The following is a 22,326-nucleotide window of genomic DNA, read 5'->3' on the forward strand; positions in this document are numbered from 1 at the left end:
CGCGTGGCCGTTGACCGCTGGATTTTTTCCTTCCTGCAGGATACCAAGGCCGGCAGCATCGGGTTTCAATCGAACAGCCAAGGAGGATCCGTGCCCGAGTCCAAGCCCCGAAAGCGGCCTGCCCGTCAGGCCCAGCAGACTTCCGCCGCGCAGCAGTACAAGCCGAATCCCGTTTGGTACAAGCCGGTCATGTTTGGCCTCATGATCATTGGACTGATCTGGATCATCACGTTCTATATAACCGAGGGCCGGTTCCCCGTTCAGGAATGGGCTTCGTGGAACATCGTGGCTGGGTTCGGCATCGCAATCGTCGGATTCCTTATGACCACGCGCTGGCGCGCCTAGGAATCCCACACCTCACATTTCGGTGCCCGCGAACGTCTACAGGATATGAACACCAGGCACACCACCATGGATTCCCCGCTGGGGCAGCTGACGCTGACTGCCCGTGGGGAGTTTTTGACGGGCATCTTTTACGAAGGCCATTGGCACATGCCTCCGCCGGACTACTTTGGAGTCCCGGCAGGGATCGAGGAACCACTCTTCGATCAGACCCGCGGCGAACTCGGTGAGTACCTCGAAGGAAAGCGCACCCACTTCGACGTTCCCTTTGAAGCCCGGGGCAATGCCTTCCAAGAGAAGGTCTGGGAGCGGCTCCAACACATTCCTTTTGGGGAAACCATCAGCTACGGTGAACTGGCTCTCGAGATGGGCGATCCCCACCTGGCCCAGGCTGTCGGGTCCGCAGTGGGTCGAAACCCCATCAGCATCATCATCCCGTGCCACCGCGTGGTGGGGCGCAACGGGCAACTCACTGGCTACGCGGGTGGCCTGCGCAACAAGCGCTTCCTCCTCGAGCTCGAAGAGCCTGCCGCCGTGAAAGAGAGCAAGCTCTTCTGATGCAGCGCCGGCAGCAGGCCCACACCAAGAGGCCGTTCGAAGCAGTCGTCCAGGAACATGGCGGCACTGTGCTCCGGGTATGCCGTGCAGTGGTGGGTCTTCACGATGCCGACGACGCCTGGTCCGAAACCTTTCTTGCGGCTTTGCAGGCTTATGGCGCCCTCCCTGCAGATGCCAACCTTGAGGCCTGGCTCGTCACTATTGCGCATCGGAAATGCATCGACCTCATCCGTTCCAGCAATCGGCGCGCCTTGCCTGTCGATCAGCCACCAGAGCGGCCTTCGAAGATTGGCATTCCGGGTGACAATCAAGCGGAGCTACTCAACGCCGTCGGGCAGTTGCCACCTAAACAACGCCAGGCAGTGGCCTACCACTATTTGGCGGGCCTCCCATATCGGGAGATTGCGTCACTTCTGGGCGGGACACCAGATGCCGCACGACGTGCGGGATCCGACGGTGTGAAAGCCCTCCGTTCCATGCTCCGCGACGAGCCCGAATCCGTCCGAGCGTTCCTGGTTCATTCCACGTCCGTGACTACATCATCGGTCCCAGCATCGGCGAAAGGAGAAATCCGATGACTCTTGAATCCCTTTCGGACCGCGCCGCGGTTGCCACACTCCTTCAACCCCTTGACGCCGGAATCGAGCCTGCTCTGGCCAGCCTCCACGCGCGACTTGTCCGCTCTGCAGAGGAAAGTCATTCCCTGGACATCGGTTACACAGTGGTGGACTCTCCTGTGGGAAAGTTGCTTTTGGCGGCCACCGAGCATGGCGTGGTGCGGGTAGCGTTCGAGCTTGAGAACCACGACGCCGTATTACAGTTACTGGCCAACACGGTGAGTCCCCGCATCCTGCATGCACCTTCACAACTTGAGGCCGCTGCCCGCCAATTGGACGAGTACTTCAGCGGCACCCGTAAGGATTTCAGCCTTCCCCTGGATTTCCAGCTCGCACGCGGGTTCCGCCTGAACGTCCTTCACCACTTGCCGCAGATCGCCTACGGCAGTACCGAAAGTTACGCACAGGTGGCCCAGGCCGCCGGCAGCCCCAAAGCTGTGCGCGCCGTTGGAACCGCCTGCGCTACCAACCCGCTGCCGGTCATCGTTCCTTGCCACCGCGTGGTGAAGTCCGACGGCACTTTCGGCGGTTACCTCGGTGGAACCGAAGCGAAACGAAGGCTCCTTACGCTTGAGGCTGCCGCATGAGCGAGGACGCCCTGTTTCCGTTGACGCTTATCCAACCTGACACCCACGACGCCGCCCCTCGGGTTATAGCTCCAGGCGCCGTGCACGTGCCGGGCTGGCTCAGCCTGGAGCAGCAGAGGTGGATCGTGCAACGCTTTGGCGACTGGACGCACGGGCCGGTGCCCCTCCGGGCAGCAACATTGCCGGGAGGGCATCAGATGTCTGTCCGGACCCTTTGCCTTGGCTGGCATTGGCAGCCCTACCGCTACACGCGCGAAGCTACGGATGTAAACGGCCAGCCCGTACTCGAGTTCCCGGAGTGGATGGTTCGCTTGGGCAGGAAGGCCGTATCCGATGCTTACTCGTCAGGGCCGGAAGGCAACGAGGCCCTCGCCGAGCTCGCTGTCAATTACACACCCGATGCAGCACTGGTGAACTTCTACGATCGCGGCGCCGCCATGGGGATGCATCAGGACAAAGATGAACGTTCCAATGCTCCGGTAGTGTCCCTCAGCATCGGGGAGACGTGCCTCTTCCGCTTCGGCAACACCCAGACGCGTACCAAGCCATACACGGACGTCGAACTCCGATCCGGAGACCTTTTCGTTTTCGGCGGGGCATCAAGGTTCGCGTATCACGGCATCCCAAAGGTTCTCCCGGGAACCTGCCCGGAAGGGTGTGGGCTCTCCCATGGACGGATCAACATCACGATGCGTGTCACCGGACTGTCCTAGGGACCGGATCGCCGCGGCTAAATGTCCCAGGCGGGCAAAATGTCACTGCCAACGGGCAGAATGTCCCTAAAGGCAAGAGCAAAGGTTGGCGTCCGCGGGACGGCCGCAGAGGAGCGTTCATGACCACGGAAGAAACCGGCATCATCATCGGCCAGGATGGCCTGGCGCGGCCGCTGTGGGCTGCCTCGGATCCCCTGATGCAGGCTTACTACGATCACGAGTGGGGCATGCCGGTCCGGGACGAGCAAGGAATGTATGAGCGCATCAGTCTCGAGGCATTCCAAGCCGGCCTGTCATGGGCAACCATCCTTCGGAAGCGGGATGCCTTCCGGAAGGCTTTCCTGGATTTCCACCCTGAAAGCGTCGCTGCTTTCACGGACACGGATGTCGAGCGGCTCATGCTGGACGCAGGCATCGTCAGGAACCGCTTGAAGATCCAGGCGGCCATCACCAATGCCAAGGCCACCATCGCCCTGAGGGCAGAGGGCGGCTTGGTGGACTTCGTGTGGTCCTTCAAGCCCGAAACCACCCCTGCGCCCCGATCCTACGCAGAAATCCCCACTACCTCGCCGGAATCCATTGCATTGTCCAAGGCGCTTCGCAAGAAGGGCTTCGCGTTCGTTGGACCCACCACCATGTATGCCCTCATGGAAGCCGTGGGGATCATCGATACCCACTTGGTTGATAGCCACGGGCGCGGTACGTCGGGCGTTTGGCTGGAGCAAGGTCAGAAGTAGGGCTTGGCCCTTCCCACCGACGTCCACAGTTCTTTTCCACAGAAGTGCGTAACTTTTTCCACAGGCGTGGATAAGTTCTGTGGACATCCATGTACTTTCCCTGGAATCCCCCGTCGCAGTGCTGATCCTGGACTCAGGACCGACAGGTAGGAGTTATGCCCACTGTGCATCACGCTGTGGATAGTGGCCGCATCTTCATTGAAAGTTCACCGGTGCAGCATTGCTGGATTTACTCACACGCGTTTTAACCGCCGAGACGGAGCCCAAAATCATCTCGAAGCAAGCCTTCCTCCCTCAGTCGTCACCTTCACGACCTTCGCGACCCGGGGGAGTTACCCACTTAACAACAGCCCCCTACCCACAAGTTATCCACAGGTGGGGAAAACTTGTGGGTTTCTGCTGCTGGATCCGCGCACTTGCGGCCAAAAAGGAACGGCAACGGTCCTGAACTACACGCGTGTAAGTTATTAACATTGTTGATAAGCCTGTTGATAGAGGACCCTCCACGGCATCATTAACAGCTTTATCCACAGCTGGCCTAGAAATGGCTTGGTTGTCCACAAACCAGGCAGGTCGGGGGACAAAGTTATCCACAGATGTGGATGAATCCATGCCTTTCCGGGGATATCTACCGCCCTGACCAGCCGAACAGCACTCTAACGAGCTAACTACACAGATGTAAGTTACACACACTGTGGACAACGACTGTGGATAACCTCATCAACACCGACCGCAGGGGATTGGGATTGCTTGTCATGAAAGTCGACCTTAAAAAGCAGATCAAAACGTACAGCGCTTCACATGGCAGGTTTTCCGTGGTGACGGTTCCAGCCCTGCAGTTCCTCATGATCGACGGCCATGGTGATCCAAACACCTCCCAGGACTACAAGGACGCGCTGACCACCATCTATCCGGTCGCTTACAAGATGAAGTTCTTCAGCAAACACGAGTTGGGTCGCGACTACACCGTGATGCCGTTGGAAGGGCTCTGGTGGGCGGACGACCTGGATACCTTCACAAGCGCCAGGGATAAATCATGCTGGGATTGGACCCTCATGATTATGGTCCCTGATTGGCTCACCCAAGACCATTTCGAGGAAGCGCGTCAGATCGTAGGCAAAAAAGACCAAGTGCCGGCAATTGACGGTCTTCGGTTGGCAACACTCGATGAAGGGCTCAGCGTCCAAACCCTCCATATCGGCCCCTACGATGACGAGGGTCCAGTGCTCGCGGAAATGCACACCAGCTTCATTCCCGGGGAGTCATTGATGATGTTGGGGAAGCATCACGAGATCTACCTCAGCGACCCACGCCGTACCGCACCGGAGAAACTCAGGACGATACTGCGGCAACCGGTCGCGGTTGCAGGAAGCGCCAGAGCTAGCCGGCAGTGATGCGGAACCACGCGACCACGGCCAAAAGGCCTGCCACGAGGATGAGTCCGCCTGCTTGCAGCAGGGCCTGGTTCTTGCCCCGCGGCGCATAGGCGATGGCGGCGGCAGCGAGGCCGCCGGTGATCAGGCCACCTAAGTGGGCTTGCCAGGCAATGCTGGGAACAAAGAAGCCAATGGCGCCATTGATCGCAATGAGGATCCACAGTTGTTTGGTTTCACCGCCGCGATGACGCTGCACTACGAGCATGGCACCGAACAGACCAAAGATGGCGCCGGAAGCTCCTACAACGCCAACCTCGGGGTAGGTGGGAGTCAACAACAGATAGCCCACAGACCCGCCGACGGCGGAGAGCAGGTACACGGCGAGGAACCGGATCCGCCCGAGCAAAGGCTCAAGGGCTTGTCCGAAAATCCATAGCGTGTACATATTCAGGACGATGTGGAGCAGGAATCCCTGCGAATGAAGGAAGGCAGCCGTAAGCATCCGCCACGGCTCGCTGGCAGCCACAGAATTTGCGAACGCAAAATTCTGGAACACGGCGTCGCCAGGCACAATCCATTGAAGGATGTAAACCAGCACGCACAACCCGATGATAGTAAACGTCACCAAAGGCCGGCCGGTTGCCAAGGCGCCGCCGTAGGGAGAGCGGTAGCTCGGCGTCGTACGTTTTTGTTCGTTGACGCAATCAACACATTGGAACCCGACGGCGGCCGCCCGCTGGCACTCGGGGCACGCGGGGCGCCCGCAGCGCTGGCACCGCACATAGGAGGGCCTGTCCGGGTGCCGTGGGCACACCGGAATTGTGGCGGACGGCTCTGCCGACGGGATTCCGTAGCTCATGGGCTCTGATTCAGCCTGTTGTTAGAGCTGTTCGATGTCGATGCTGTTGATGACGACGTCCTCAACGGGGCGGTCGCCCATGCCGGTGCGGACGCCCTCAATGGCGTCAACAACCTTGCGGGATTCCTCGTCAGCTACTTCACCAAAGATGCTGTGCTTGCCGAACAGCCAGTCGGTGTTGACCGTGGTGATGAAGAACTGTGACCCGTTGGTGCCCTTGCCCATCTGGATACCGGCGTTGGCCATGGCCAGCTTGTAGGGAGCGTTGAAGGTCAGCTCGGGGTGGATTTCGTCGTCGAACTTGTAGCCCGGTCCGCCAACGCCGCGGCCCAAGGGATCGCCGGCCTGGATCATGAAGTCCTTGATGATGCGGTGGAAAATGGTGCCGTTGTAAAGGGGCGTGCCGGTCTTGTCTTCGCCGGTTTCCGGGTGCGTCCAGGACTTTTCGCCCGTGGCCAGGCCAATGAAGTTGGCGACCGTCTTGGGGGCGTGGTTGCCGAAGAGGTCAACCTTGATGTCGCCGAGGCTCGTGTGGATCGTTGCTTTTGCGGTTGCGATGGTCATGGCCCCATTCTTTCATGCAGGGTCAACGCCGGTGTGGCTGTAAAGCCGGTTCCGCGCTCGGTGAAATCCGGGAAGAATCCTGCAGATGAATAGCCGGTGTTCCTCAAGGCACGTAGGCTAGCTTCAAACGAGCATGTGTATCGGGAGGTAGTTGTGAAGAAATCAGACCGTATTGCCCGCGACCTTGAACACTCCGTGGCGGCTGGTGTGGATAACGCCCGCGACTGGGCGGCACCCCGCGTGGAAGCAGCCGTCAATTGGGCTGTTCCCCGAATTCAGCACGGCATTGATACCGCTTCCCCCAAGATCCAAGAGGGACTGAAGTCTGCGGCGCACAACCTCGCCGACGGCGTGGCAACAGTTACGCCGCGGCTTCAGGATGGACTGGCGCACCTCGCGCCGAAGATCCATGACGCTGTGGAGGACGCCACGCCCAAGATCCAGGAGACCCTTAATAAGGCAACTCCGGCGCTTGGGCTCGCCCGGGACAAGGTAGTTGAGGAGTACCTGCCCAAGCTTTCCGAGCAGTTGGGCCAGGCTTCAGTAGTTGTCCATCACGTCCTTGAGAACGCACCCGCCCAAGTGGATGCCGTTGCGCAGAAACTGGTGGACTCAGGTGTGGTTCACAGCGTGCAGGAGCAAGCGCAGGCCACCAGTAAGCAGATCAAGGCAGTGGCGGACCAGACCAGCAAGGCTGTTTCCCAGCAATTGGCTGTCCAGCAGAAGCCGAAGAAGCGCGGATGGCTGGTTGTCACAGTTATTGCAGCAGCGGTTGCTGCCGGTGTTGCTGCCTGGAAGGCCTCCAAGCCAGTGGAGGATCCTTGGAAGACGCCGGCCCCGGTCAATCCAACCCCGGCCCCAGCTCCGGCCCCGGCTCCCGCAGACACTGCAGCATCAGCTACAGCGACGGCAACCTTGCCGACCGAATCCAAAGCTTCTGACATTACGCCCGAGGAAGCGGCTGCCGAAGTGGAGCAGGCAACCAAGGATGCGTTCGAGAAGGGCAAGGATTCCACATCCAACGTCGCTACGGATGCCAAGACCGCCGTCAGGAACATCGCGGCAAGCGGCCACAAGGACGCCGGCAACACTTCCACGTCCAAGGACCCCCAGCTCTAGGGTTCTGATTGGCTTGGTTCATAGCGGCCGTCATTGAAACATCGTTTGAAGGGATCCCGGCCAGCCCGGGATCCCTTCAGTGTTTTCCAGCTTGTAACCCAACGGTCCGCTGGGGAGGCTTTGCCGGGTGTTAGATTTGAAGTGATGTCAGCCGATAGACCCGTTGCGGGTGCCCTCAAGGAAGTCCCGGAGCCTCCGGGGGTTTCAATCGTCATCCCGGCGTATAACGAGGAAAGCGTCATTCGCCAGTGCCTCATCGCGGCCATCTACCAGTCTGTTCCTGCTGAAGAAATCATCGTGGTGGACAATCTCTCCACTGACCGCACCGCCAGGATCGTACGCCAGATGCAGCAGGAATACCCTGAAAGCCCCATCATCCTTTTACGGCAGGACGCCACGCAGGGGCTCATTCCCACCCGCAACTTCGGCCTCAACAGCGCCAACGGGGAAATCGTGGGGCGCATCGACGCCGATTCCGTCTTGGAACCTGACTGGGTTGAGCAAGTCCAGAAGGCCTTCATGGACCAGTCCGTCCAGGCCGCTACCGGACCTGTGGTCTACTACGACATGCCAATGCGTCGCTTTGGGCTCAAAGCTGACGACAAAATGCGCCAGCTGATGCTGCGTCTGGCCAAGCACCAGTACCACTTCCTGTTCGGTTCCAACATGGCCCTCCGGCGTACCGCATGGGAGACCATTCGCGACGAAACGTGCCTCGATGAGAAGGATGAGATGCACGAGGACATCGACCTCTCATTGCACCTCGCCGAGCACGATCTCCACGTCCGCTATTGCCCGCAAATGGTGTCCGGCATGTCGGCCCGGCGCCTTGAGGACTCTCCGCGGGACTACCGCTATTACGTCACGCGCTTCGACCGGACGTACAAAGCGCACAACGTTAAGAAGATGGCCCTGAAAGCGCCCATGGTGGTCTTCTTCTCGGTCTACTTCCCCGCCAAACTCCTGCGGGCCATTCATACGGCCAACACGGCGCAGGGCATTCGACGCAGCAGCCTGTAGGCCCCCACCCGCAACACAGTCAGGCCGCGCAGCGGCACACCAGGCAGTAAAAGCCCGACGGCGGAAGCTCAGTCAGTTCCCAGCTCGGCCTCGCGCCGCTCTGCTTCGCCTTTGCCACGCCGTTGCCCGGCGACCACCACCGCGAGTCCAACGAGAATGAGCGCAAGGCCGGCGTATGTCCCGGCCGGCAGTTTCTCGTTCAGGAAGATCGCCGCCAGGATCGCTGCCCCCGGAATTTCCAGCAGGATGATCATGGAAACCAGCAAGGGACTCATTGTGGCCAGCAGGTGGTTGAAGGCGGTGTGCCCTACCAACTGTGCACACACGGTGATGGCGAGAATCCCAAGCCAACCTCCGGCGTCGAACCCTGCCAACGGTTGGCCACTGAGCAAAGCCAACACGGCAACAATCGCGGCACACATTCCATAGCAGAGCGTGGTGTACGTGCCCGTTCCCATGGATTGGCGGGCCTTGCCGCCAGCCAAGGTGTACAGGCCGGCCAGGGCTCCACCAGCCAGTGCCAGGACGTCACCCAGCAGGGCCTGCGGTGAGGAGCCCATATCGAATCCTGTAATGGCCACGACTCCGCCAAAGGCTATCCCCAGGCCCAGCAGAACCGGCCAGCGATGTCGGGCGCCTCTGAACAACTGGAAGACCGCGATCCATGCTGACTGGAGGCAGACCAAGGCGGTGGCTGCAGCCACCGAGGTCAGCTGCAGCGCCGTGATGAAGCAAGCGAAGTGAAAGGCCAGGGCGATGGCGGCAACCGTGGACCAGCCAAACTCGCGCCGGTTGATCTTCCCAAACTGTTTGGGCTCCCGGATGGCCACCGGTGCGGCCATCACGACTGCGCCAATAGCGTTCCGCCAGAAGGCGATCGCCAACGCCGTCACTGACGTGGCACCCAAGGTGCCGGCGATCAGTGGTCCTGAGGAAGCCACGCCCAGGACTCCCAGCGCGGAAATGAGAAGGTTCACGGATCAACCTTAGTTTGGTGAGGCAGCCGTCCTGCCCTCTATGTGCGGCGCGGACAGTGTGGTTGTCTTGATTCAACATTCCAGACAGTCGGCGACGGCTTTCCCAAGGGGACACCTGATTGAACACAACGCCCGTCCGTGGAGCTAGGCGGAGACGATCAGTACTGCTGCTGTTCGCAGTTGCGGCTCTGGCTGTCGCTCTGGTCGTTACGGGCTGGTTGGTGGTTTCCCGGGAGCGGCCGGGTGGCCAAGGGACGGGCAAGACCGAAATCCCAAGTATCTTCCCGGTCCCACAACATCTCCAGGCCGGAGTGGGGGATCCCATCCCTCTGAACGGCCACGTTTACATCGTGGCTTCCCCTGGCACAGACCAAGCGTCCATCGCCGCCCTCCAAGACCTGGTGACAGGAGCCGGGGGCACTGCAGAAGCCGTGACGGCCCTGAACAGCCCAGCGGCCGGCAGTTCGGCCGTCTTCCTTGGCACTGCAGCAGATCCCACTGTCAGCCCGGTACTCAAAGAGCTGGGGAAGGACAGCGCGGCGGAGAACCAGGACGCAGTCAGCCGTGCCGAAGGCTACGTCATAACTACCGGAAAAACTTCAGGGATTCCGGCTGCGGTACTCGCCGGAACGGATGCCGACGGCGTTTTCCATGGCGTGCAGACCGCGCGTCAATTGCTCAAGGATGGGGCTATGGCGGCCGTCCGCGTCAGTGATTGGCCGCTGATGGAAACCCGTGGCGTCATCGAGGGCTTCTACGGCACGCCATGGTCCCATCAGGCTCGTTTGGATGTCCTCAAATTCGCAGGACGCCAGAAAATGAACACCTATATCTACTCCCCAAAAGATGATCCACTGTTGCGGGAGAAGTGGCGGGCACTGTACTCGAACGAGGACCTCAAGGAACTACAGGAGCTGGTGGATACCGCCACGGCCAACCACATCCGCTTTACTTACGCGCTGTCCCCGGGCATCGATAGTTGCTACTCCCGCGAGGCGGACCTGAACTTTGCAGTGGCCAAGCTTGAATCCCTGTATTCGATCGGTGTCCGTTCGTTCGTGATTCCGCTCGACGACATTGCCACCAAGGTCCAGTGCGCCGAAGACCTCAAGGAGTTCGGCGCCGGTCAAGCCAACCTGGCCAAAGCGCAGGCTTCATTTCTGAATGACGTCAATGACCGGTTCATTTCGACAAAGCAGGACATCGAACCCCTGCAAACGGTTCCCACCTTTTACAACGGTTCCGGCAGCAATCCCTACAAGAGGGAACTTGGCCGGTCCCTGAACCCTGGAATCGTGGTCCAGTGGACCGGTGAAGACGTGGTCTCCCACAGGATCAGCGCCGACTCAGCCGAGACCGCCCGGCTGACATACGGGAGCCCAGGTTCTCCACGGGACCTGGTCATTTGGGATAACTACCCCGTGAACGACTTTTCCCAGGACCACCTCTTCATGGCACCGGTGATCGGACGCGACCCAGAGCTGTACAAATCAGTCCGCGGAATCGTGACCAATCCAATGATTGAGCCCTACCTGTCTTTCCCCGCCATCTTTAACTACGCCGACCTCTCATGGAATGGACCAGCGTACGATCCCGGCAAGTCCATGGACGCGGCCCTGAAACAGGTTTCCGGCCCGGATCCGGACGTCCGCGCGGCCGTAAAGGCTTTCGTGGACCTCAACCAAGACTGGCAGGACGACGAGCTCACGCCGTCCGCTCCGGAGCTGCGGCGGGATATAGAGCAGTTCTGGTCGGATTACGACGCCGGACGGTCACCTTCAGGCGGCTTGAAGGCCCGAGCTGAGCTGCTGCAGAGGTTGCCGGAACTGTTACCCAGGATGGCAGTGCCGGGGTTCGCAGTGGACGCCACCCATTGGGCAACTGCGGCAGCCAATTACGGACGAGGAGTGGAAGAGTCCGTGATCATGCTCGAAGCTGCCAAGCGCGGGGATTCGTCGGCCGTGGCTGAAGCACGCCGGAATGTCCAGGCCGCGTTGGCGGCCGCCGATGCCAAGACGCAACCGACACTGGAGCTAGGGGTGGTGACTCCCGTGCTGGGGGATAGTGAACTGAAGGCATTCCTGGAGCGGGCGCTGAAGAGAGTCCCGCCCAACTAGGTGAATGGGTTAACTGCAAAAGTCCCGGTCATTTCTGACCGGGACTTTTCTTATGGTGGAGGCACGGGGACTCGAACCCCGAACCCCCTGCTTGCAAAGCAGGTGCGCTACCAATTGCGCCATGCCCCCATAAGAAGCAACCCGTCAATCATACCCCATGTCAGGACTGGCTTTTGCCAGTTCCAGACCGGGCCCCGTGGCTAGTCGACCTTGTCGGTTGACTTGCTCCAGAGATCCTTCCGGGCTTCGGATTCCTGCGCCTTTTTATAGACCAGGACGCCTGCGACCGCCGCTGCCACTACTACCAGCAACTTCTTCACAAGCACCTCATTCCGGTTCAGTGTTACCTGAACCTGTTAGGTTCCGTGGGCGTACCAGGACTTGAACCTGGGACCTCTTCGTTATCAGCGAAGCGCTCTAACCGCCTGAGCTATACGCCCCGATGCCTCATCGGGCCGAGATATGACTGTACAGCACATCCCGGCCCGATCTCAAATCGAGGCATTTTGACCGCTGAATCTCACCGTTTTCGGCGTAAATTCGCGGTTTTTTGCTAGTCGTCCGTCAGGGTGACGCCGATGCCGCCAACCAACGTTGCCGAAATGTTATAGAGCACGGCAGAGAGCATCGACAGGGCGGTCAGCAGAACTACGTTCACCACGGCAATAATCGTGGCGAAGGAAGCCACCTGACCAAGCGAAGCAATCTTCTTCAACTCGAAACCACTACCTTCGGAACCGGCCAAGGTCCCGAGCAGGCTGTCCACCTGATTGAAGATGCCCGTGAGATCCAACACAGTCCACAGCACGATCGCGGCGACAACCGTGACGATGCCCAGTGCCACAGACAGCAGGAAGGCCATCTTCAGTACTGACCACGGGTCAACCTTGCTGACCAGGAGGCGCGCACGGCGCACCTTGGCCTTGGGGGCCGGCTTTACAAGTCCCGGCCCGCCCTGGGCGGGGCGTTGACCGGGCGCACCAGCGGGACGCTGCCCGGGCTGTGCGGGACGCTGGCCGGGGGCTCCGGCGGGACGCTGCCCGGCTGAAGCGGGGCGTTGTCCAGGAGCTCCTGCTGGTCGCTGGGCGGAATTGGTTGCCGTTGCCGGCCGGGCCCCGGTTGCTCCAGCACCGGCTGAACCGGTTCCCGGGCGTTGCTGGGGCCTTGCAGGCGTTCCCGCCTGCGTGCTGCCCGAGGGCTGCCGGAGTCCGCCGGGGACACCTGTGCTCGGCTTGGGATATGAGTCGGAATTACTCACTCGTTACCTCCGGTGTTGTCTTCGTTCAGCTCCGCGCCCGTTTCTGTATCCGGGTCCGCGTCGTTTTCCGTTTCTGACGTGACGGTCGCCTCAGTGGCTTCGTCTTCTGCAGCCAACGTTACGTCATCGTCCTGTCCGTCCTCGGACTCTTCGCCTTCCAAACCGCGTTCGCTGTTGCGGGCGACCTCAATAATGCGGTCGTTCTTGTCCGGCTTCGCAAAGATGACGCCCATGGTGTCACGGCCCTTTGCCGGGACGCCACGGACGGCAGAGCGGACCACCTTGCCGCCCTCCATGACCACCAGGACTTCGTCTTCTTCCTGCACAATCAAGGCGCCTACAAGGTCACCGCGATCCTCCGCGAGCTTCGCCACCTTGATGCCAAGGCCGCCACGGCCTTGCAGGCGGTACTCATCCACGGCGGTCCGCTTCGCATAACCGCCCTCGGTCACGATAAAGACGAAGGAGCCGTCCTGGACCACATCCGCGGCCAGCAGTTCGTCATCTTCACGGAACTTCATACCCGTCACACCGGACGTTGCCCGGCCCATCGGACGAAGTGCATCGTCCGTGGCGGTGAAGCGGATGGACTGGCCCTTGCGTGACACCAGCAGGAGGTCATCAGTTTCACTGACCAACTGTGCAGAGACGAGCTCGTCACCGTCGCGCAGGTTGAGGGCGATGACACCGGCCGTACGGTTGGTGTCGTAGTCCTCAAGCCTGGTCTTCTTGACCAAACCGTTCTTTGTTGCAAGCACCAGGTAGGGAGATTGCTGGTAATCGCGCAGGTCCAGGACCTGTGCGATGTGCTCGTCGGGCTGGAATGCCAACAGGTTGGCTACGTGCTGGCCCTTGGCGTCACGTCCGGCTTCTGCCAGTTCGTAAGCCTTCGCACGGTAAACGCGGCCAAGGTTGGTGAAGAACAACAGCCAGTGGTGCGTAGTGGTCACAAAGAAGTGCTCCACGACGTCGTCGCCGCGCAACTGGGCACCCTTGATGCCCTTTCCGCCACGCTGCTGGGAGCGGTAGTTGTCACTGCGTGTGCGCTTGACGTAACCGCCGCGGGTAATGGTGACAACCATTTCCTCTTCAGGGATCAGGTCCTCCATGGACATGTCCCCGTCGAAGCCCATGAGAATGTGCGTGCGGCGGTCATCGCCGTGCTTAGCAACGATCTCAGCCAGTTCCTCGCTGATGATCTGGCGCTGACGCTCCTCCGAAGCCAAAATCGCGTTGTATTCCTCGATCATGGCTTCGAGTTCGGCGTGGCGGTCCTGGATCTTCTGGCGTTCCAAGGCAGCCAAACGGCGCAGCTGCATGTCCAGGATGGCACGGGCCTGGAGTTCATCGATCTCAAGGAGCTCCATGAGTCCCTCGCGGGCTGCCTCTGTGGTGTTGGACGCCCGAATGAGGGCGATAACCTCATCCAGCATGTCCAGCGCCTTCAGGAGTGCACGCAGGATGTGCGCTTCTTCCTCAGCCTTGCGCAAGCGGTAACGGGTCCGGCGGGCGATGACGTCCATCTGGTGGGTCACCCAGTGCCGGATGAAGGCGTCCAGGCTCAACGTGCGGGGAACGCCGTCGACGATTGCCAGCATGTTCGCTGAGAAGTTGTCCTGAAGCTGGGTGTGCTTGTACAGGTTGTTCAGGACGACCTTGGCCACAGCATCGCGCTTCAGCACGATCACGAGGCGCTGGCCAGTACGGCCCGAGGTTTCATCGCGGAGGTCCGCGATGCCTTGGATCTTGCCATCCTTGACCAGTTCGGCGATCTTGATGGCCAGGTTGTCCGGGTTGGCCTGGTAAGGCAGTTCGGTGACCACCAGGCAGGTGCGGCCCTGGAGTTCTTCCACGTTGACCACTGCGCGCATGGTGATGGAGCCACGACCGGTGCGATAGGCGTCCTCGATGCCCTTGTGGCCGAGGATGGTGGCACCAGTGGGGAAGTCCGGTCCCTTGATGCGCTGCAGAAGTGCCTCAAGCAGTTCCTCGCGGGAAGCCGTGGGGTTATCAAGCGCCCACTGCACGCCTTCGGCAACCTCGCGAAGGTTGTGCGGCGGAATGTTGGTGGCCATACCCACGGCGATACCGGAGGAACCATTCACCAGCAGGTTCGGGAAACGGGCCGGCAGGATGGTGGGTTCCTGGTTCTTGCCGTCGTAGTTGTCCTGGAAGTCGACGGTTTCTTCGTCGATATCGCGGACCATTTCCATGGCCAGTTGGGCCATCTTGGTTTCGGTATAACGGGGAGCAGCGGCGCCGTCGTTGCCGGGGGAACCGAAGTTGCCTTGGCCTAGCGCCAGCGGGTAGCGCATGGTCCAGTCCTGGATCAAGCGGACCAGGGCGTCGTAGATCGCCATATCACCGTGGGGGTGATAGGTACCCATGACGTCACCCACAACACGGGCGCACTTGTTGAAAGAGCGGTCAGGACGGTAGCCGCCGTCGAACATCGCGTACAAAACGCGGCGGTGCACCGGCTTGAGGCCGTCACGGACGTCAGGGAGGGCGCGTCCTACGATAACGGCCATGGCGTAGTCCAGGTAGGAGCGCTGCATTTCAGTCTGCAGGTCCACCTGCTCCACACGGTCAGTCAGCACATCGCCTTCAAGGATGAGGTCCTCGACGGTGGGTTCCACCGGGACTTCGGGAGTTTCGTCACTCATAATCTAAGTTTTCCGTTTCAGGTATATGTCAGCTCTGGAATATCTGCGGCCTTGTAAGGCACTAGATATCCAGGAACCTGACGTCCTTGGCGTTCTGCTGGATGAAGTTACGGCGCGATTCGACGTCCTCGCCCATCAGCACCGAGAAGGTCTGATCGGCAGCAAGGGCATCGTCCATAGTGACCTGCAAGAGAGTGCGGCGGTCTGGATCCATGGTGGTATCCCACAACTCGGTGTAGTCCATTTCACCAAGACCCTTGTAGCGCTGGATGCCGTTGTCCTTGGGAAGGCGCTTGTTCATAGCCGCTCCCTTACGGATGGTGTCGTCGCGTTCGCGATCGCTGTAGACGTAGTCATGAGCGGCGTTGGACCACTTGATGCGGTACAGCGGCGGCTGCGCAAGGTACACGTAACCGTTCTCGATCAGCGGGCGCATGTAGCGGAACAACAGCGTCATCAACAGCGTGGTGATGTGCTGGCCATCAACGTCGGCGTCTGCCATCAGAACGATCTTGTGATAGCGGAGCTTGGCGATATCGAAATCTTCGCCGATACCAGTGCCGAAGGCAGTGATCATGGACTGGACTTCGGTATTACCGAGCGCCTTGTCCAGGCGTGCACGTTCCACGTTGAGGATCTTGCCTCGCAACGGCAGGATCGCTTGCGTTTCCGGGTTGCGTCCCCGCTTGGCCGAGCCACCTGCGGAGTCACCCTCCACCAGGTAGACCTCACAACGCGAAGGATCCTTGGAGGAGCAGTCGGACAATTTGCCGGGCATGCCGAAGGATTCCAACGGGCTCTTGCGTCGGGCATTATCGCGAGCCTTGCGGGCCGCCATACGTGCCTGGGCAGCGGAAATGGCCTTCCGGATGACGTCGCGGGCGGGGCCGGGGTTGCGCTCCAACCAGTCGCCGAGCTGGTCCGTGACAACGCGCTGGACGAAACCCTTGACCTCGGAGTTGCCCAGTTTGGTCTTGGTCTGGCCCTCGAACTGTGGCTCGGAAAGCTTGACCGAGATGACCGCCGTCAGGCCTTCACGGATGTCATCACCAGTGAGGTTGTCTTCTTTTTCCTTGATGATGCTCTTCTCCCGCGCGTAGCGGTTGATCAGCGAGGTCATCGCGGCGCGGAACCCTTCTTCGTGGGTTCCGCCCTCGTGGGTGTTGATGGTGTTCGCGTAGGTGTGGACGCTTTCCGAGTAAGCGGTGGTCCACTGCATGGCAACCTCGACGGCGATGTGCCGCTCGGTGTCTTCGGTTTCGAAAGCGATGACGTCCTCGTGGACAATCTCCACCTTCTTGCTCGAGTTCAAGTGCTTGACGTAGTCCAGCAGGCCGTCCGGGTACTGGTAGACGACCGTGCGGTGCTCGGCAGCAACTTCGCCTTCAGTAGCGACGGCGTCGAGATCCAGGTCGTCCTCACCTTCACGGGCGGCAGGACGTTCGTCAGTCAGGGTGATCCGCAGGCCCTTGTTGAGGAAGGCCATCTGCTGGAAGCGCGCACGAAGCGTCTCGAAGTCGAATTCGGTGCTCTCGAAGATGGTGCCGTCAGGGTAGAACGTCTGTGTAGTCCCTGTTTGGTCCGTCTCTTCTCCCTTAACGAGTCCGCCTTGGGGCTTGCCGCCGTCCGCGAATGACATACGCCAAACGTGGCCCTGCCGCCGGACTTCCGTGTTCACCCGACGGGACAGTGCGTTAACCACTGAGATACCCACGCCGTGAAGGCCACCGGAAACCGCGTAACCGCCGCCACCAAACTTACCGCCGGCGTGCAGGATGGTCATCACGACTTCAACGGTGGGCTTGCCCTCGGTGGGGTGGATGTCAACAGGGATGCCACGGCCGTCGTCAACAACCTGGACACCGCCGTCTGCGCGGAGCGTAACTTCAATGTGGCTGCAGAATCCGGCCAGAGCTTCATCGACAGAGTTATCCACCACTTCATAGACCAAGTGGTGCAAACCGCGCGGACCGGTGGAACCGATGTACATACCCGGACGTTTGCGTACCGCTTCGAGGCCTTCCAGGACGGTGATGTCGCTGGCACCGTACTCCCTGGGTGTTTCCGCGGGCGTGTCAGGCTTAGGAACAGTGTCCTCTTCGGGCTCTACTGCCAAGGTCTCTGCATTGTCGTTAGCCACAGGCGCTTTCGACTCCTCTGTATTCGATGACGGCCGTTCCCGTTGAAGGCCGCGGCAAACCGAGGCCTTCAACGAGCACGTGACTGATTGCGCCGTTTACTCCGACGAAGAGAGTCCTGGAAGCCACGAACGTGTTTCCAGGACCCCGACGACGTTTCACCGGCGCTCAGTGATCTACGCCAATTCTATCGTGGAAACGCGGGAATCCTTGCAAATACGGAGGCAGCCGAGAGCTGAATATGCCTATGGGAGGCCACTGGCCCTATCTGAAATGGCCCTACGGTGGTCCTGATGGGGGCCTATACGACTCAGGGGCGTTGAAACGCCCTGCACGCCGTTCAGCCGTACGTGTCCCGGGGTCCCCGACCGTTGACGCTGCGCCCGCCCTTGCGCCAACTTGGCGCAGACGGACCGAGTACGTGGATGCTGGTCACTACACCTTCCCCCAGTTCATTCCGGAACATCTCAAGCAGGCTTGTACTCAGCAATCGGAGTTGGGTTGCCCAGGCCGTCGAGTCGCAACGGACATGAAGTGTGGTGTCAGTAAAGCTCTCCGGTGTGCAGTGCGCAGAAATGTCCGCGCCCACCAACGTTTCCCACTCGGCCATGACCGAACCAACGGCCACGGGCGATGTCCAACCACGTTCTGCCACCAAACGGCCGACGACTTTCCCGAGGCCCAATGGGTCACGTCCGGTCCCATGGAACTGCGTAAAACCCCTGGTATCGCGAAGGCCCTTGCGTTTAGGCGCGGATCCGGGACGAGGAGCCCGCTGCCTGACTTCGCCGCGAGCCGCTGCAGCCTCCCGCATGCGGTTCAGCGCGGCTTGGGCAGCGTCGATTTCGTCCGGATCGCGCCCGGGTTGAAGTCCCTCGCGGCTATCCTTCGCCATCGATGCCTCCCGGAACAACGGTTATACGCCGCCCGGCCAGCTCCTCGGGAATATCGGCGTCGACGGCGGCCGTGACCAGTACCTGTTCGGCGCCGGCCACTATTGCTGCCAGTTTACGCCTGCGCTGGACATCGAGTTCTGCAAACACATCGTCAAGAATGAGGATCGGCGCGGTACCGCCGGTACGGGCATCATCGAGCATGACGTAGTAGGAAGCGAGGCGCAGTGACAAGCACATGGACCACGTTTCACCGTGCGAAGCGTAGCCCTTGGCCGGTGCCTGCCCGAGCACGAGCTCCAATTCGTCCCGGTGCGGGCCCACCAGGGAGATACCCCGCTCCAGTTCCTTCTTGCGGGATGCGGCGAAAGCCTGGACGTAGCGCTCGGTGAGTTCGTCCACTGACAACAGCCTGAGGTCCTCGCCCGACGCCGAAGATTCAGTCGGGCGATCGGCCGGCCCGCCGTCGTCGTCCAGTGCGTTCTGAATGGTTGAGCGGTACACCGCGCCGGCTTCCTTTGAACCGTCAGTGAGTTGCGCGTAGGCACTGTTCAGGTGCGGGCGGAGCCGTTCCACAAGTTCCAGCCGCGCATGCAGGAGTTCGGCACCGGCGCGGGCCATATGCTGGTCCCAAACATCCAGCGTGGCCTCGTGGCCTGCGGTAAATTTTCCCGTCCGCGCGGATTTCAGCAGGGCGTTGCGTTGCTTCAACACCCTGTCGTAGTCGCTGCGGGTTGCAGCATGGCGCGGAATCAGGCTGACCAGAAGCTCATCAAGGAAGCGTCTGCGGTTGGAAGGATCGCCCTTGACCAGGGCCAAATCCTCGGGTGCAAACAGGACAGTCTGGCAGATGCCCAAAATGTCCCTTGCGCGTACCGGGTTTCCGCGATTAATCCGGCCGCGGTTTGCGCGGCCCGCATTAATTTCCACCTCAATAACCGTGGACTGCTCGCCGCTGACCAACTTGGCCCTGATCATTGCGCGTTCCGCGCCGAAGCGAAGGAGCGGAGCATCCGTGCTGACCCGGTGCGAGCTCAGGGTTGCCAAGTATCCGATGGCTTCCATGAGGTTGGTCTTACCGATCCCGTTCGAACCCACCAGGACAGTAACCCCGGGGCCAAGCTTCAGGTCAACCTGGGCGTAGCTGCGGAAATCGGTCAGCGAAAGATGTTCAAGATACACGCCGTCTGCTGGATTCCTGTGGCCTAGTTGGACGGGCGTGTGGCGTGTCCGCCGAACTGGTGGCGCAACGCTGAAACCATCTTCATGGCCGGAGAGTTGTCTTCGCGCGAAGCGAACCGGGCGAAGAGTGCGGCGGTGATAGCCGGCGCCGGGACAGCGTTGGCAATTGCCTCTTCCACGGTCCATCGGCCTTCGCCGGAATCTTCCACGTAGTCATCGATGGAGGCCAGACCCGGGTCCTCGTCGAGTGCCTTGACCATGAGATCCAGGAGCCAGGAGCGCACGACCGTCCCCTTTTGCCAGGCGCGGAAGGTTCCGGGAAGGTCCTTCACGATGTCCTTGGCGGCCAGCAATTCGTAACCTTCGGCATAAGCCTGCATGAGCCCATACTCGATACCGTTGTGCACCATTTTGGCGTAATGGCCTGCGCCCACTCCGCCGACGTGGACGAAGCTATCTGCTCGTTCCCCCTCGGGACGCAGGGCATCGAAGACGGGCAACGCCAGCTCGATGTCTTCGTCAGCGCCCCCCGCCATCAGTCCGTACCCGTTCTGCAATCCCCATACGCCACCGGATACACCGCAGTCCGCGAAGCGGATGCCCTTCTCGGCCAATGCCGCAGCGTGCTTCTGGTCCTCGGTGAAACGTGAGTTGCCGCCGTCGATCACCAAATCACCAGGGCTGAGCTTTTCGCTGAGTTCGGTGATGACCGCATCTGTGATCCCGCCCGATGGAACCATGACCCATACGAGCCTCGGAGAGGGCAGGGCAGCGATGAGTTCGTCCACGGAAGAGACGTCCGTGACGTCGGGATTCCGGTCAAATCCAGTTACTTCAATGCCGCCGTTCCGCATGCGTTCCCGCATGTTGAAACCCATTTTTCCGAGGCCGATCAGTCCGATGTGCACGGGGTGAACTCTTTTCTGCGCTGGTGGATACGTGGCGGATCGCTAGTTTGGCAGGCGAACCGGCATCACGAGGTAGCGGTAATCGTCCTGGTCTTCGCCATCAGCTTCAGCCTGGGCGGTGATCATGGCCGGCTTGGGAGCTGTGGTGAAGGAGAAACGAACGTATTTCGTCTCGATGACGCTCAGGCCTTCAACGAGGTAGTGCGGATTGAAGGCGACAGTGATGTCTTCGCCGGAAAGCTGGGCTTCCAGTTCTTCGGAGGCCTGCGCATCTTCACCGGTACCGGCGTCGAGGTTCAGCAGACCCTGGCTGAAGGCCAGGCGGACCGGTGTGTTGCGCTCAGCCACAAGCGACACACGACGAACTGCTTCAACGAGTTCCTGTGTTTGGACCGTTGCGTGGATTGGGGTGGAATCCGGAAAGAGCGAGCGGATTTTGGGGTAGTCGCCATCCACCAGCAAGGACGTGGTGGTGCGGCCTCCGCTTTCGAAGCCGATCAGGCGGCTGTCGTCGTCAGCAAGGGCAAGGTTGATGTCGCCACTGCCACCGAGGGTCTTTGCCACCTCGTTCAGCGTTTTGGACTTCACCAGTGCGCTAGTGGAAATGCCGGGAGTGACGGGTTTCCACGGGACTTCGCGCATCGCGAGGCGGTAGCGGTCCGTAGCGAGGAGGGTGATCATGTCATCCTCGATTTCCATGCGCACGCCAGTGAGGATCGGCAGGGTGTCGTCCTTGCTGGCAGCGATGATTACCTGGGAAACGGCCTGTGCGAAGGCGTCACCTGGCAAAGTGCCACTGATGGCTGGCAACGCCGGAAGAGCCGGGTACTCGGCCTCAGGCATCGTGGCCAGGTGGAAACTGCTTCGACGGCAGGTGAGTGTGACTTTGCTCCCGTCGGTCTCAACTTCCACGGGAGCCGAAGGCAGGCTTCGGCAAATGTCTGCCAAGAGACGGCCGGACACCAGAATGGTGCCTTCCGTGGCTATATCCGCCGGGATTTCCAGACGGGCTGATGTCTCGTAGTCAAAGCTCGAAAGGCTTACCGTTCCAGCCTCGGCTTTGAGGAGGAGGCCGGAAAGCACAGGGACGGGCGGCCGCGGAGACAACGACCGCGCGGTCCACGTAACGGCTTCTGCCAGGACGTCGCGGTCGACTCTGAACTTCACGGAAGGGTGCCGCCTTTCATTGCTGCTGCCAAGTAGTAGCTGCGGATTCCTGCTTGGAACCCACCAAACCTTTGCTGTCCGATACCGGAACCTGCATGGTCCGCACTCAAGCGAATTACAAACAGACCCAAGGATGGGAGCGCTGCTGACAGCTTAGCCGGAAGATCCGCGATTAACCCATCCCCGGCAGCACTCACCCCTCGTATGTGGACAGCCGCAGGCTGGCCAATGATCTGGCTGATCGGTCTGCCGCTGGCAGGACGATGGAGTGCAGAACGAGATTGTTATTTGAGGGATTTCAATTTTTTGGGATTCGTAGTGTTAATAACTGCTGTGGAAACTGTGGATAACCGGATCTGGCCGCGCAGTTTCGGGGTTAAGCCCTGTTCATGGAGTGTGCGTTAACTGGGTTTTAAACAGGGTGTGGATGGGGACAACTCCCAACCCGGTTTTTGACGATCCACAGATGCCTTAAGGGTTTTAAGCCCATTAACCGCGCTTGTCCCCTTAAAGTATCCACAGGGTTAT

At 60.4% G+C, this 22,326-nt stretch carries 21 protein-coding genes and 2 tRNA genes; 10 read left to right on the top strand and 13 right to left on the bottom strand.

What is annotated here, in order from left to right; genetic code table 11:
- The first annotated feature begins 90 nt into the window (after positions 1-90).
- The 7 genes from ACTAQJ_RS16700 to ACTAQJ_RS16730 all read left to right on the top strand — a co-directional run bounded on the left by ACTAQJ_RS16700 (position 91) and on the right by ACTAQJ_RS16730 (position 4,948).
- Positions 91-345, top strand: coding sequence for a cell division protein CrgA (locus ACTAQJ_RS16700; RefSeq protein WP_216924354.1), 255 nt, complete (start codon positions 91-93; stop codon positions 343-345).
- 45 nt (positions 346-390) lie between these two features.
- Positions 391-900: a methylated-DNA--[protein]-cysteine S-methyltransferase gene (locus tag ACTAQJ_RS16705; protein ID WP_477521088.1), complete on the top strand. Its 510-nt coding sequence runs from the start codon at positions 391-393 to the stop codon at positions 898-900.
- Positions 900-1,478 (top strand): RNA polymerase sigma factor, encoded by a 579-nt coding sequence (locus tag ACTAQJ_RS16710; protein ID WP_498697770.1) that lies wholly within the window; start codon positions 900-902, stop codon positions 1,476-1,478. Before ACTAQJ_RS16705 ends, ACTAQJ_RS16710 begins: the two co-directional genes overlap by 1 nt.
- Complete coding sequence (locus ACTAQJ_RS16715) at positions 1,475-2,104, top strand: methylated-DNA--[protein]-cysteine S-methyltransferase (RefSeq protein ID WP_498697772.1); 630 nt, start codon at positions 1,475-1,477, stop codon at positions 2,102-2,104. Before ACTAQJ_RS16710 ends, ACTAQJ_RS16715 begins: the two co-directional genes overlap by 4 nt.
- Entirely contained in the window at positions 2,101-2,817 is a 717-nt protein-coding gene (locus ACTAQJ_RS16720) for an alpha-ketoglutarate-dependent dioxygenase AlkB family protein (RefSeq protein WP_431117366.1), read from the top strand. The genes ACTAQJ_RS16715 and ACTAQJ_RS16720 overlap by 4 nt, the downstream gene beginning before the upstream one ends.
- 119 nt (positions 2,818-2,936) lie before the next feature.
- The gene (locus ACTAQJ_RS16725; protein ID WP_498697774.1) at positions 2,937-3,554 is read left to right on the top strand and encodes a DNA-3-methyladenine glycosylase I; all 618 of its coding nucleotides are present in this window, start codon (positions 2,937-2,939) and stop codon (positions 3,552-3,554) included.
- A gap of 755 nt (positions 3,555-4,309) precedes the next feature.
- Positions 4,310-4,948, top strand: a complete 639-nt coding sequence (locus tag ACTAQJ_RS16730) for a GyrI-like domain-containing protein (RefSeq protein ID WP_498697775.1) — start codon at positions 4,310-4,312, stop codon at positions 4,946-4,948.
- On the opposite strand, the gene ACTAQJ_RS16735 is transcribed toward ACTAQJ_RS16730, so the two are convergent.
- Positions 4,935-5,789 carry a rhomboid family intramembrane serine protease gene (locus ACTAQJ_RS16735; RefSeq protein ID WP_498697777.1) on the bottom strand — a complete coding sequence of 285 codons (855 nt, stop codon included), beginning with the start codon at positions 5,787-5,789 and terminating at the stop codon, positions 4,935-4,937. The two genes, ACTAQJ_RS16730 and ACTAQJ_RS16735, sit on opposite strands and share 14 nt — an antisense overlap.
- 21 nt (positions 5,790-5,810) lie before the next feature.
- Complete coding sequence (locus tag ACTAQJ_RS16740; protein WP_431117362.1) at positions 5,811-6,353, bottom strand: peptidylprolyl isomerase; 543 nt, start codon at positions 6,351-6,353, stop codon at positions 5,811-5,813.
- Positions 6,354-6,506: 153 nt separating this feature from the next.
- On the opposite strand from ACTAQJ_RS16740, the gene ACTAQJ_RS16745 reads away from it, so the two are divergent.
- Positions 6,507-7,472, top strand: coding sequence for a hypothetical protein (locus ACTAQJ_RS16745; protein ID WP_431117361.1), 966 nt, complete (start codon positions 6,507-6,509; stop codon positions 7,470-7,472).
- 144 nt (positions 7,473-7,616) lie between these two features.
- Entirely contained in the window at positions 7,617-8,492 is an 876-nt protein-coding gene (locus tag ACTAQJ_RS16750; protein ID WP_431117360.1) for a glycosyltransferase family 2 protein, read from the top strand.
- 68 nt (positions 8,493-8,560) lie between these two features.
- On the opposite strand, the gene ACTAQJ_RS16755 is transcribed toward ACTAQJ_RS16750, so the two are convergent.
- Positions 8,561-9,469 carry a DMT family transporter gene (locus ACTAQJ_RS16755; protein WP_498697779.1) on the bottom strand — a complete coding sequence of 303 codons (909 nt, stop codon included), beginning with the start codon at positions 9,467-9,469 and terminating at the stop codon, positions 8,561-8,563.
- Positions 9,470-9,588: 119 nt separating this feature from the next.
- Between ACTAQJ_RS16755 and ACTAQJ_RS16760 the strand changes: the two genes are divergently transcribed.
- On the top strand, positions 9,589-11,586 hold the full coding sequence (locus ACTAQJ_RS16760; protein ID WP_498697780.1) for a glycoside hydrolase family 84 protein: 1,998 nt from the start codon (positions 9,589-9,591) through the stop codon (positions 11,584-11,586).
- 53 nt (positions 11,587-11,639) lie between these two features.
- Here the strand turns inward: ACTAQJ_RS16760 and ACTAQJ_RS16765 are convergent.
- The 10 genes from ACTAQJ_RS16765 to dnaN all read right to left on the bottom strand — a co-directional run bounded on the left by ACTAQJ_RS16765 (position 11,640) and on the right by dnaN (position 21,798).
- Positions 11,640-11,715 (bottom strand) — tRNA-Ala (locus tag ACTAQJ_RS16765).
- Between the two features lie 71 nt (positions 11,716-11,786).
- Positions 11,787-11,906 (bottom strand): DLW-39 family protein, encoded by a 120-nt coding sequence (locus ACTAQJ_RS16770; protein WP_216924378.1) that lies wholly within the window; start codon positions 11,904-11,906, stop codon positions 11,787-11,789.
- A gap of 46 nt (positions 11,907-11,952) precedes the next feature.
- Positions 11,953-12,026, bottom strand: a tRNA-Ile gene (locus ACTAQJ_RS16775).
- A 113-nt stretch (positions 12,027-12,139) separates the two neighbouring features.
- On the bottom strand, positions 12,140-12,844 hold the full coding sequence (locus ACTAQJ_RS16780) for a DUF3566 domain-containing protein (protein ID WP_431117357.1): 705 nt from the start codon (positions 12,842-12,844) through the stop codon (positions 12,140-12,142).
- Complete coding sequence (gene gyrA, locus ACTAQJ_RS16785; RefSeq protein WP_498697787.1) at positions 12,841-15,510, bottom strand: DNA gyrase subunit A; 2,670 nt, start codon at positions 15,508-15,510, stop codon at positions 12,841-12,843. The genes ACTAQJ_RS16780 and gyrA overlap by 4 nt, the downstream gene beginning before the upstream one ends.
- A gap of 61 nt (positions 15,511-15,571) precedes the next feature.
- Positions 15,572-17,650, bottom strand: coding sequence for a DNA topoisomerase (ATP-hydrolyzing) subunit B (gene gyrB / locus ACTAQJ_RS16790; protein ID WP_498697790.1), 2,079 nt, complete (start codon positions 17,648-17,650; stop codon positions 15,572-15,574).
- Between the two features lie 338 nt (positions 17,651-17,988).
- Entirely contained in the window at positions 17,989-18,543 is a 555-nt protein-coding gene (locus ACTAQJ_RS16795) for a DciA family protein (RefSeq protein WP_498697793.1), read from the bottom strand.
- A complete protein-coding gene (recF, locus tag ACTAQJ_RS16800; protein ID WP_498697797.1) occupies positions 18,530-19,723 on the bottom strand; it encodes a DNA replication/repair protein RecF in 1,194 nt (397 codons plus the stop codon). The genes ACTAQJ_RS16795 and recF overlap by 14 nt, the downstream gene beginning before the upstream one ends.
- Positions 19,724-19,746: 23 nt before the next feature.
- On the bottom strand, positions 19,747-20,631 hold the full coding sequence (gnd, locus tag ACTAQJ_RS16805) for a phosphogluconate dehydrogenase (NAD(+)-dependent, decarboxylating) (RefSeq protein ID WP_498697800.1): 885 nt from the start codon (positions 20,629-20,631) through the stop codon (positions 19,747-19,749).
- Between the two features lie 42 nt (positions 20,632-20,673).
- Positions 20,674-21,798: a DNA polymerase III subunit beta gene (gene dnaN, locus ACTAQJ_RS16810; protein ID WP_431117352.1), complete on the bottom strand. Its 1,125-nt coding sequence runs from the start codon at positions 21,796-21,798 to the stop codon at positions 20,674-20,676.
- Between the last annotated feature and the right edge of the window lie 528 nt (positions 21,799-22,326).

This window comes from Arthrobacter sp. alpha11c, assembly GCF_054149985.1.